Source organism: Methylobacillus flagellatus KT (assembly GCF_000013705.1).
Lineage (GTDB): Bacteria > Pseudomonadota > Gammaproteobacteria > Burkholderiales > Methylophilaceae > Methylobacillus > Methylobacillus flagellatus.
On the sequence record NC_007947.1, the window covers coordinates 765,385 to 777,113 of the forward strand.

The following is an 11,729-nucleotide window of genomic DNA, read 5'->3' on the forward strand; positions in this document are numbered from 1 at the left end:
TGCGCCAAAAGGAGAAGAACAAGGTGGTTGAAGCAATCAAAAATCGCCCCATGCTGGCTGACAGAAGCCGGTGGGGAGGGGCAGCATCAGCACTGCTATATATTGCGCTGGCATGCATGCCGCAGGCGCAGGCTGCAGAAACGCATGAATTCAAGCTCGACAACGGCATGCGCGTCATTGTACAGGAGGATCACCGTGCGCCCGTCGTGGTGTCACAAGTGTGGTACCGCGCTGGCAGCGTGGACGAGGTCAATGGCAAGACTGGCGTAGCCCATGTGCTGGAACACATGATGTTCAAGGGCACCAAGACTGTGCCGCCAGGGCAGTTCTCGCGGCTGATTGCGGCTGCCGGCGGGCGTGAGAATGCGTTTACTGGCACTGACTATACCGCTTATTACCAACAGCTGGAGAAGTCGAAGTTGCCATTGGCGATCAGGCTCGAGGCTGATCGCATGGCCAACCTGGAACTGACCGAGGAAGAGTTTTCGAAAGAAATCAAGGTGGTGATGGAGGAGCGCCGCTGGCGCACGGATGACAAGCCGCAGGGCATGCTCAACGAGCAGTTCAATGCGGTCGCATACCATGCCCATCCTTATGGTCGCCCCATTGTTGGCTGGATGAACGACTTGGAGAACATGACGGTCGCAGATGCGCGCGAGTGGTATCAGACCTGGTATACGCCGAGCAATGCGATTCTTGTCGTGGTGGGTGATGTCGATCCCCAGGCGGTGTACAAGCTTGCCAAGCAGCATTTCGGCAAGATCAAGCCACATGCCTTGCCCCCGCGCAAGCCCCAGGTGGAGCCGAAGCAGATTGGCGAGCGCCGCATCGTGGTGAAAGTGCCTGCCGAGCTGCCTTACGTGCGCCTGGGTTTTCATGTGCCGGTATTGCAGGATGCAGACAAGGATTGGGAGCCATATGCGCTTGAAATCCTTGCCGGCGTACTGGATGGCCACGCCTCAGCACGCCTCAATCAGAACCTGGTCCGGCAGAAGCAGCTGGCCGTGGAGGTGGGGGCTGGTTATGACCTGATCCAGCGAGGACAGGTCGGCTTGTTCGAGCTGGAAGGTACGCCAAGTGAAGGCAGGACAGTGGCAGAGTTGGAAGAAGCCTTGCTCAATGAAGTGGAGCGCATCAAGCAGGAAGGTGTGACGGAAGAAGAGTTGCAGCGCGTCAAGGCCCAGGTCATCGCGGCCGATGTATACCAGCGCGACTCCATGTTCTACCAAGCCATGCAGATCGGCCGCCTGGAGACTACCGGTTTCTCGTGGCGCACACTGAAGCACTACCCCGCAAGGCTGCAGGCAGTGACGCCGCAGCAGGTGCAGGATGTCGCCCGCAAATACCTCGTCAAGGACGGCATGACAGTGGCCATCCTGGATCCGCAACCGATTGACCCCAATGCAAAACCAAAAGGCAAGCCATATGCGCACTAATCTTTCTTTTGTCAGGCGCGTGCAACAGGTACTCATCATTGCCGCAGGACTGTTGCCGGCCCTTTATGCACAGGCCGCTCTCAATATCCAGCACTGGGAGACCAGTAATGGAAGCGCGGTCTATTTCGTCGAGAATCACGATCTGCCCATCATCGACATCAGTACAAACTTTGCTGCGGGTAGTGCGCGCGATGGCGACAAGCCCGGGCTGGCCGGGCTGACCCGCTACCTCATGACTTTGGGTGCAGGCGGCATGTCAGACGAGCAGATTTCCAGCGGCATGGCCGATGTCGGCGCCATTCTCGGCGGCGATCTCGATGCTGACCGGGCGGCACTCAAGTTGCGCACCCTGAGCAGCGAGCGCGAGCAGAAGGTGGCGCTGGATATCTATACAAAGATTCTGCACCAGCCTGATTTTCCCGAAACCACCTTGGCGCGGGAAAAGGCCCGTATCGTTGCTGGCCTCAAGGAGGCGGCTACCCAGCCCGCGAGCATCGCCAACCGGGCTTTCCTCAAGGCACTGTATGGCAGCCATCCCTATGCCGTGGAAGAGGAAGGGGAGCCAGAGGCGGTGAGTGCGCTCAGCCAGGCAGACCTGCAACAGTTCTACCGTCGTTACTACGGTGCAAGAAATGCCGTGATTGCCCTGATGGGCGACCTGACGCCGGAACAGGCGCGCGCGATTGCCGAGCGTATTTCCGCGGGCTTGCCAGACAGCCCTGCTGCTGCTGCCCTGCCCGAGGTGGCATACCCGCAAGCTGCGGTAGAGCGCCGCATCCCGCATCCGGCAAGCCAATCTCACATCATGCTGGGTTACCCGGGAGTGAAACGAGGTGACCCGGATTATTTCGCGCTTTACGTCGGTAATTACATTCTTGGCGGGGGCGGCTTCGTTTCTCGCCTGACAGAAGAAGTGCGCGAAAAGCGCGGGCTGGTATATAGCGTGTACAGCTATTTCTTGCCGATGCAGCAACTGGGTCAGTTCCAGATTGGCCTGCAGACCAAGCGCGACCAGGCCGACGATGCACTCAGGCTGGTACGCGAAACCCTGGCCAACTTCATCAGCAAGGGCGTGACCGAGGCAGAACTCAAGGCGGCCAAGCAAAACATTGTCGGCGGATTTCCGCTGCGGATCGACAGCAACAGCAAAATCCTCGACTATTTGGCCGTGATCGGTTTCTATCGACTGCCGCTCAATTACCTCGATGAGTTCAACGGCAAGGTGGAAGCGGTGACGGCGGCCCAGATTAAGGATGCGTTCAGCCGCCGCATCGACCCTGAGAAAATGGTGACGGTGGTGGTGGGCGGCACCGAGAGTGGCGGCAAATAACCGGGTACGTATCAGCGGCGGGGAGTGGCGCAGCCGCCTGCTGAGCTTCCCGGATGTGCCGGGCTTACGGCCTACCCCTGACCGTGTGCGCCAGACCGTGTTCAATTGGCTGGGCCAGGATATGCATGGGAGGCGCTGCCTCGACTTGTTTGCCGGTACTGGCGCGATGGGCTTCGAGGCGTTGTCTCGTGGCGCGAGCGCCGTTGTGCTGGTAGAGAAATCCGCACCTGCCGCCAAATCTCTGCAGCAGAACCAGTCCCTGCTCAAGGCGGGCGCTGCGCGCATATTGCAGCAGGATGCCGTGCAATTCCTCGCACAGAATCGAGAACGCTTCGACGTGATCTTCCTTGATCCTCCCTATCAGCAGGGGTGGTTGCCCAAGCTCCTGCCCTGTCTGCCAAACCACCTGGCAGAGGGCGGTGTGGTGTATGTGGAGGCCGAGTTTGCGCTCTGTGACGATGCGTTGTGGCAGGTCATCAAGCAAGGCAAGGCGGGCAATGTCTTCTATCACCTGTTAAAATTGGCAGATAGATCAACCGATTGACAGGCAGTTCTGCCTGCTTCGCATTGCAAGGATATTGATTTGAGTCAGCTGAAAGTCGTCTACCCAGGCACCTTTGATCCGATCACCCGCGGTCACGAAGATATTGTGCGGCGTGCCGCCGGCTTGTTTGATCATGTTGTCGTGGCGGTTGCCAAAAGCCCGGGGAAACATCCCATGTTTACACTGGATGAACGCGTGGACCTGGCTTCCAGCATCCTGTCCGATTGCCCGAATGTCGAGGTGCTGGGGTTTTCTGGCCTGTTGATGCATTTTGTGCGTGAGCAGGGTGCACGCGCCGTAGTGCGCGGGCTGAGGGCGGTGTCTGATTTCGAGTATGAATTTCAGCTGGCAGGCATGAACCGCCAGCTATTCCCCGAGATGGAAACCATTTTCCTCACCCCAGCTGAGCAGCACATGTTCGTCTCGGCCAGCCTGGTACGTGAGATTGCCCAGCTCAAGGGCGACATCAGCCAGTTCGTCTCGCCCCTGGTGCAGGAACGCATTACGCTCAAGCTGGCTTGAGCGGGGCAAGGAGTACGCCATGGCGCTAATGATCACGGATGAATGCATCAACTGCGATGTTTGCGAGCCCGAGTGCCCCAACGGCGCGATCTATCAGGGCGAGGAAATCTATGAGATCAACCCCAACCTCTGCACCGAGTGCGTCGGTCATTTCAGCAATCCGCAGTGCCAGGATGTTTGTCCGGTAGGCTGTATACCGCATGACCCGGACCATGCAGAGACGCATGAGCAATTGCACCAGAAATACCTGCGGATCATGCTGGTAAAGCAGTCTTGAGTCTTGACTGCTGAAGCTGACGACGCGCCCCGCGTCGGGGTTTGATGTGGTGTCCATCGGTCAGCTCGCGAATCGTGGTTGCTTCGAGAAAAGTGCAATTCCAAGTCCCATCGGCCGTCTCAGGCGGCCGGGAGTCTTCATCAAATCCAGTTAGCACTATCGACAATGGTGGCGAGACCATCGTCCATCTTTAATCTCGTTGATTGCCGGCATCTCCATGGAGACTAAAACTGATGCAGTTATAATGCGACTTTAGTCATTCATCATAGGGAGAAAGTCTCGTGCGCATATTGCATACCATGTTACGGGTCGGCGACCTGGAGAAGTCGCTGGCGTTCTATACCCAGGTGCTCGGCATGAAGCTATTGCGCCGCCATGAGTATCCTGATGGCAAGTTCACATTGGCATTTGTCGGATATGGCAGCGAACGTGACCAGGCGGTGATCGAGCTGACCTACAATTGGTATACCAGCAGTTATGACAAGGGCAATGCCTACGGCCACATCGCCATCGAAGTGGACGACGCCTATGCCGCGTGCGAAGCGGTCAGGCAGGCTGGTGGCAAGGTAGTGCGCGAGGCTGGGCCGATGATGCATGGTACGACGGTGATCGCCTTTATCGAGGATCCGGACGGCTATAAGGTGGAGTTCATCCAGAAGGGTACCTGGACGCCGGCCTGATGCCTGTTTGAACGAATCTTGGGCCAGCGCTCAACGGATTTTCTTCACCGGGCCGACAGCAATTTCTGCACTGCGCTCGCAAGCGGCTGATAGTCGAAATTTGGCGAGGCACATGCACCGAGAATAAGGAGCCGCGAATGTCACCAGCTTTACCCTTGGCCACGCCAGGCCAGTCACTGGATTTGTTGCAGGACTTGATCCGTTATGCACAGGCGTTGCCTGCTGTCAGGACGGGCGTGGTGCATCCGTGCGATGCTGTCAGCCTGGCAGCGGCACTGGAGGCGAAAACCTTGGGGTTGGTAGATCCCGTGCTGATTGCTCCGCGTGGCAAGCTGGAGGCTGTTGCCCGGCAGGAGAGGCTAACCCTGGAAGGCATCGAGATTGCGGATGTGCCACATAGTCATGCGGCTGCGGCAAAAGGAGCGGAGCTGGCTGCCGCAGGTGAGGTGCAGGCGCTCATGAAAGGCAGTCTGCATACCGACGAGCTGATGTCCGCGATCTTGCCGTCCAGCGCGGGGTTGCGCACCAAGCGCCGGGTTTCGCATTGTTTCCTCATGCAGGTGCCGACTTATCCTCGCGCCTTCATCATCACGGATGCGGCGATCAATATCGCGCCTGACTTGTCGGCGAAAGCGGATATCGTACGCAATGCCATCGACCTGGCCGTGATTCTTGGTGCGAAGTCTCCCAAGGTGGCCTTGCTGGCGGCAGTGGAAACGGTCTCCCCACACATGCAGGCGACGATGGATGCGGCCATCCTCTGCAAGATGGCGGATCGCGGGCAGATTACCGGCGGTGTGCTCGACGGGCCGCTGGCATTCGATAATGCCATTTCCAGCGAAGCGGCGAAGATAAAAGGGATCAGTTCGGCAGTGGCGGGACAGGCCGATATCCTCGTGGCGCCGGACCTGGAAAGCGCGAACATGCTGGCGAAGCAGCTTGAGTACCTTGGCAATGCGCATAGCGCCGGCATCGTGGTTGGCGCTAAAGTACCGGTTGTCCTCACCAGCAGGGCAGACCCCAAGCAGAGCCGGTTGGCATCCTGTGCAATCGCTTCCATCCTCGCCCGGCATTACCGGGAGTGCCCGCCATGAGCAAACTGGTACTGGTCCTGAACTGCGGTTCCTCCAGCATCAAGTTCGGCTTGTTCGACATCGGCCAGGCCGAGATTCCACGCAGGCCGCGCTGGAACGGCAAAGTGGATGGCATTCTCGGCCCCCATCCCAGCTACGGAGATAGCCTGACCAGGCCGTACCAGGTGGAGCTCGGTTGCGAGCATCCATATTCCGAGGCGTTGCGCTACATTATCGACCGTACACAGGCGCAATTGCATGGCGATCGGTTGGTAGCGATTGCGCACCGCGTCGTGCATGGTGGCAGCAAGTATTTCAAGCCGGTGCGCGTGGATGATGAGGTCTTGCGCGACCTGCGCAGCTACATCCCCCTGGCGCCGCTGCACCAGCCTTTTGCCCTGGAGGCGATTGAACGCTTGCTGGAAATAGACCCTGGCCTGCCTCAGGTGGCTTGTTTCGATACCGCTTTCCACCATACCCTGCCCGAGGTCGAACAGGTCTTGCCACTGCCTTATGCGGCCTACGAGCGCGGCATCAGGCGTTATGGGTTTCATGGATTGTCCTATGAGTACATGGCCATGCACCTGCCGGAGTTGGCCGGAGACCGGGCCAGGGGGCGCACCATCGTTGCGCACCTGGGCAGCGGTGCCAGCTTGTGCGGCATGCAGGATTTGCGCAGCATGGCAACCACCATGAGCTTTTCCGCGCTGGACGGCCTGATGATGGGCACACGCTGCGGTGCGCTCGACCCCGGCGTGCTACTGCACATGATGGAAGTTGAGCATCTTACGCCGGCCAGGGTAGGGGAAATGCTGTATCACGAATCCGGCCTGCTGGGCGTGTCCGGCATCGCATCCGATCCGCGCGTATTGCTGCAATGCGAAGCAGCGGAGCCACGCGCGCGGCTGGCGCTGGCATTGTACGTGCGGCGCATCGTGCGGGAGATCGGTGCCATGGCAGCGGCACTTGGTGGGCTGGACATGCTGGTGTTCACGGCCGGCATCGGGGAGCATAACGCAGAGATACGCAAGCGAGTGGTGGATGGACTGGACTTTCTTGGTTTGGAACTGGATGAAGCAGCCAACCAGGCGCATGCACAGGTGATTTCTGCGCCAGGTAGCCGGCCCCTGGCACTCGTGGCCTTGACGAACGAGGAGTGGATGGCTGCACGCCATGCACAGGCATTGCTGCGCTTCGATTTGTAAAGCTTTGTAAGCGCCAGCTAAACTGCCATGGTTCTATGTAGAGTTGTGTAAATTAGTTTGCCGCGATAGGTTGTGAGCAAATAATATTGTTTTCAGGGCAGTGCATTGGCAGACAGCTGCGGCAAGCAAGGCGTCATAGCCGTTTAAACTATTCCATTCAGATGTATAACATCCTATGTCCACTCCATTATTGAAAACCCTGCGTCCTTGGCTCATCTTGTCCATTGTACTGGCAGCCGCCGCTTATGCGTTATGGAAGTATGTGCCTCTGTCGTCGTCGCCGGAGCACGGTCCCCCAGGGATGAGGCAAGGGATGCCGCCGGGTGCTGCCGGCGGTCCTGGAGCTGGCGGCCCGAGGCCTGGAGGCGGCTTCCCCGGCGGAGGCCGTTTTGGCATGTTCGGAGAGAGCATGCTGGTCAGTGTAGGCGAAGTAGTTCAGATGCCGCTTTCCGTGAAGCTGGATGCGGTAGGCACGGTGACTTCGCTCAATACAGTGAACGTTACGGCCCGGGTGGAAGGTCAGCTGAGCAGGATATTATTCACGGAAGGCCAAGAGGTGAAGCAGGGCGACGTGCTGGCCGAGATCGATCCGCGTCCTTATGAAGCGGCGCTCAGGCAGGCAGAGGGTATTGTGAGCCAGTACCGTGCCCAGCTCAGAAACGCCGAGATTGATCTTGCGCGCTATCAGGAATTGAAGGAAGAGGATTCGATCGCGATCCAGACACTGGATACCCAGGCAGCCCTGGTGCGCCAGTATCAGGGCAACCTGGACAATGCACTGGGCCAGCTCGAGGCAGCGAGGCTGAATCTGGACTTTACCAAGGTGCGGGCGCCGATCAGCGGACGCATCGGCCTGCGACAGGTCGATGTCGGCAACCAGGTGTCGGTCAATGCCACTACGCCAATCACCGTACTGACGCAGACGCGTCCGATCAGCGTGGTATTCAGCCTGCCGGAGCAACAGCTTGCAACGGTAAGGCGGCAGTTGAGTCAGAATCCTGACAAGCTGGTGGTCGAGGCACTGGATCGCCAGCGTCAGGTACGCATTGCCAAAGGCAAAGTGGTGAGCATTGATAACCAGATCGACATTGCAACGGGCACATTCAAGCTGCGTGCGCGTTTCGACAATGCAGACGACAGCCTTTATCCCAACCAGTTTGTCAATGTGCGTCTGCAGGCCGCGGAAGTGCCCAATGCACTGTTGATTCCGGCTGGCGCCTTGCAGCGCGACGACCAGGGCACCTACGTCTATACGATAGATGCAGAGAAAAAGGTGTCGAAGCAGCGTATTACTGTCGGCATCAGCCAGGCTGAGCAGGTGGAGGTGCGCCAGGGGCTGGCCGCCGGGCAACGCATCGTGGTGGATGGTGTGGACAGGTTGTCGGATGGGATGGTGGTACGGGTTGCGGGCGAGGATGATGTTCTGCCTGCTGCAGGCAAGCAGGGAGAGCGCAGGCAAGGTGGCGCGGAGGGCAGGCGCGGAGCCGGTTCACCAGGCCGAGGCCCCGGCGCATGAATCCCTCCCGGGTTTTTATCGAAAGGCCGGTAGCGACTACGCTGCTGATGCTGGCCTTGCTTATATCAGGCCTGCTGGCCTATACCTTGTTGCCTGTCGCCTCCTTGCCGGAAGTGGAATATCCCACTATCCAGGTGAAGACCTTGTATCCCGGGGCCAGCCCCGAGGTGGTCAATTCCATGATCACAGCACCGTTGGAAAGCCAGCTCGGCAGGATTGCAGGCCTGGACGAAATGTCTTCCAGCAGTTCAGGCGGCGCTTCGGTGATCACACTGCGCTTCAACCTCAATACGAGCCTGGGCATTGCCGAGCAAGGCGTGCAAGCCGCGATCAATACCGCATCCAACCTGCTGCCCAATGATTTGCCGACTCAGCCGGTCTACAGCAAGGTCAATCCTGCTGATGTCCCTGTGTTGACCCTGGCCGTCACTTCCGACGCCTTGCCCCTGCCCAAGGTGCAGGACCTGGTCGATACGCGGCTCGCACAGAAGATCGCGCAGATTTCAGGTGTCGGCATGGTCAGCATCAGTGGTGGGCAGCGGCCGGCAGTACGCGTCAGCGCCAATCCCACCGCGCTGGCGGCTTATGGCCTCAGCCTGGAGTCCATCCGGACGGCGATTGCCAGCAATAACCTGAACGGATCCAAGGGCAGCTTCAACGGTGCCACGCGCTCTACCATCATCGATGCCAATGATCAGATGCGCAGCGTCGAGGAGTATCGCAACCTGGTGCTGAGCTACCAGAATGGCGCGCCGATAAGGCTCAAGGACGTGGCTGAGGCCTATGACGGTGCCGAAAACGAATACCTCGCCGCGTGGGCAAATGACAAGCCGGCCGTCATCGTCAATATCCAGCGCCAGCCCGGGGCGAATGTGATCGAGGTGGTCGAGCGTGTGCGGGACATGTTGCCCAGCCTCAAGGAAAGCCTGCCAGAGAATGTGCATGTCTCCATCCTGAGCGACCGCAGTCACACCATCCAGGCTTCGGTGAGGGATACGCAGTTCGAACTGCTGCTTGCGATCGGGCTGGTAGTCCTGGTGACTTTCCTTTTCCTGCAGGATGCCCGTGCAACCCTGATACCGTCCATTGCCGTGCCACTGTCGTTGATCGGCACCTTTGGCGTCATGTACCTGGCTGGGTTTTCCCTCAATAACCTTACCTTGATGGCATTGACGATTGCCACCGGCTTCGTCATCGACGATGCCATCGTCATGCTGGAAAATATCGAGCGCTACATTGAGCAGGGAGACAGTCCGCTGCAGGCGGCATTGAAGGGTTCGAAGCAGATCAGCTTCACCATCATTTCATTGACGGTTTCACTGGTTGCCGTATTGATTCCGCTCCTTTTCATGAGCGATATTGCCGGACGCTTGTTCCGCGAGTTTGCGTTGACCCTCGCCATCGCCATTCTCGTATCGATGCTGATTTCTCTGACCTTGACCCCCATGTTGTGCTCGTTATGGCTCAAACATGTGCCACACACCGAAAAGGGGCGGTTTTCTCAGGCCGGCGCCCGGATGATGCAGGGGCTCATCACGCATTATGGCCGCGCATTGAAATGGGTGTTGTCGCATCAGTGGTCGACACTGTTTGCAGCATTGGTGACGCTGCTCATTACGGTGCTGCTCTATCTCTATTTGCCCAAGGGTTTCTTCCCGACCCAGGACACCGGGTTGATCCAGGGGATCAGCGAGGCACCACAGTCGGCGTCATTTAACGCCATGGCAAGAAAGCAAGCGCATCTGGCCCGCGTGATCCAGCGCGACCCGGCCGTGGAAAGCGTGTCATCCTACATCGGGGTAGACGGTACCAACGAAGCGCTTAATACCGGACGTTTGCTGATCAACCTCAAGCCCCATGCGGATCGCGACGTGACCGCCAGTCAGGTGATCGCCCGTCTCAAGCAGGCGACGGCGGATATCCCGGATTTCAAGCTCTACCTGCAGCCGGTGCAGGATCTCACCATAGAGGACAAGAGCAGCCGCACACAGTACCGCTTCTTGCTCACGGACCCCGATATCAGCGTGCTGCAGTCTGCCATGCCGCGCGTGCTGGAACGCCTGGGCCAGTTGCCGCAGATCACCGATGTCGCCAGTGACCTTCAGGGCAAGGGCCTGCAGGCTTTCCTGGTGATAGACCGTGACAATGCGGCCCGGCTCGGGGTGACCGTTGCCAATATCAATGCGGTGTTGTACAACGCTTTCGGCCAACGGCTGATTTCCACCATCTACACCCAGGCCAACCAATACCGTGTGGTCATGGAAGTGCCGCCCAACTTCCGCAGCGGCCCTGTGGCGCTCGCCAATCTCTATGTGCCCGGGAGCAGCACCGATAGCGCAGGCAATGTAGTGACGACGCAGGTGCCACTCAATACACTGGTACACGTTGAGGAGCGCAACACCTTGCTCACCATTAACCATATCGGCCAATTCCCTGCCGCCACCGTGTCTTTCAATCTGGCTGAAAATGTCGCGCTGGGTGATGCTGTGGCGGCTATTCGAGAGGCCGTGGCCGGGCTGCAGTTGCCGGGCAGTGTACAGACCCGGTTCCAGGGAGCGGCGCTGGCATTCGAGGCTTCGCTTTCCAATACCTTGTTCCTGATCCTGGCGGCGCTGGTATGCATGTATATCGTACTCGGCATCCTGTATGAGAGCTTTATCCATCCAGTGACCATTCTTTCCACGCTGCCTTCAGCAACCGTGGGGGCGATGCTGGCATTGTGGGTGTACGGACATGAAATCGGCATGGTGGCCATCATCGGCATCATCTTACTGATCGGCATCGTGAAGAAGAACGCCATCATGATGATCGATTTTGCACTGGCTGCGGAGCGCGAGCAGGGGCTCAAGCCGGTAGATGCGATCTACCAGGCCTGCCTGCTGCGTTTCCGCCCCATCCTGATGACGACCATGGCAGCCTTGTTCGGCGCCTTACCGCTGATGTTTTCCACCGGGGCGGGCGCGGAATTGCGGCAGCCCCTAGGTATTACCATGGTGGGTGGGCTGTTGCTGTCGCAATTGCTGACCATCTTCACTACGCCTGTGATTTACCTGATGTTCGATCGTCTGGTGCGGCGCCGACGTGCCAGTGCGGAACGCCGTAGCGGCAACACGGGTGAGGAGCTGGCCTGATGCAGGCGGAAGGCC

General features: G+C 58.7%; 10 protein-coding genes. All 10 read left to right on the forward strand.

Going from position 1 to position 11,729, the window contains the following annotated elements; translation table 11 throughout:
• The first annotated feature begins 116 nt into the window (after positions 1-116).
• The 10 genes from MFLA_RS03760 (at position 117) to MFLA_RS03805 (ending at position 11,714) form a co-directional block, all read left to right on the forward strand.
• Complete coding sequence (locus tag MFLA_RS03760; protein WP_048811842.1) at positions 117-1,436, forward strand: M16 family metallopeptidase; 1,320 nt, start codon at positions 117-119, stop codon at positions 1,434-1,436.
• The gene (locus MFLA_RS03765) at positions 1,426-2,766 is read left to right on the forward strand and encodes a M16 family metallopeptidase (protein ID WP_011479100.1); all 1,341 of its coding nucleotides are present in this window, start codon (positions 1,426-1,428) and stop codon (positions 2,764-2,766) included. The genes MFLA_RS03760 and MFLA_RS03765 overlap by 11 nt, the downstream gene beginning before the upstream one ends.
• The gene (rsmD, locus tag MFLA_RS03770; protein ID WP_011479101.1) at positions 2,753-3,310 is read left to right on the forward strand and encodes a 16S rRNA (guanine(966)-N(2))-methyltransferase RsmD; all 558 of its coding nucleotides are present in this window, start codon (positions 2,753-2,755) and stop codon (positions 3,308-3,310) included. Before MFLA_RS03765 ends, rsmD begins: the two co-directional genes overlap by 14 nt.
• Before the next feature lie 39 nt (positions 3,311-3,349).
• Positions 3,350-3,832 (forward strand): pantetheine-phosphate adenylyltransferase, encoded by a 483-nt coding sequence (gene coaD, locus MFLA_RS03775; RefSeq protein WP_011479102.1) that lies wholly within the window; start codon positions 3,350-3,352, stop codon positions 3,830-3,832.
• 19 nt (positions 3,833-3,851) lie between these two features.
• Positions 3,852-4,109: a YfhL family 4Fe-4S dicluster ferredoxin gene (locus MFLA_RS14330; RefSeq protein ID WP_011479103.1), complete on the forward strand. Its 258-nt coding sequence runs from the start codon at positions 3,852-3,854 to the stop codon at positions 4,107-4,109.
• A 281-nt stretch (positions 4,110-4,390) separates the two neighbouring features.
• Positions 4,391-4,789, forward strand: a complete 399-nt coding sequence (gene gloA, locus MFLA_RS03785) for a lactoylglutathione lyase (protein WP_011479104.1) — start codon at positions 4,391-4,393, stop codon at positions 4,787-4,789.
• A gap of 137 nt (positions 4,790-4,926) precedes the next feature.
• The gene (locus tag MFLA_RS03790) at positions 4,927-5,883 is read left to right on the forward strand and encodes a bifunctional enoyl-CoA hydratase/phosphate acetyltransferase (RefSeq protein WP_011479105.1); all 957 of its coding nucleotides are present in this window, start codon (positions 4,927-4,929) and stop codon (positions 5,881-5,883) included.
• On the forward strand, positions 5,880-7,067 hold the full coding sequence (locus tag MFLA_RS03795; RefSeq protein ID WP_011479106.1) for an acetate/propionate family kinase: 1,188 nt from the start codon (positions 5,880-5,882) through the stop codon (positions 7,065-7,067). Before MFLA_RS03790 ends, MFLA_RS03795 begins: the two co-directional genes overlap by 4 nt.
• Positions 7,068-7,242: 175 nt before the next feature.
• On the forward strand, positions 7,243-8,583 hold the full coding sequence (locus MFLA_RS03800; protein WP_195742073.1) for an MdtA/MuxA family multidrug efflux RND transporter periplasmic adaptor subunit: 1,341 nt from the start codon (positions 7,243-7,245) through the stop codon (positions 8,581-8,583).
• Positions 8,580-11,714: an MdtB/MuxB family multidrug efflux RND transporter permease subunit gene (locus tag MFLA_RS03805; protein WP_011479108.1), complete on the forward strand. Its 3,135-nt coding sequence runs from the start codon at positions 8,580-8,582 to the stop codon at positions 11,712-11,714. The genes MFLA_RS03800 and MFLA_RS03805 overlap by 4 nt, the downstream gene beginning before the upstream one ends.
• Positions 11,715-11,729: the final 15 nt, after the last annotated feature.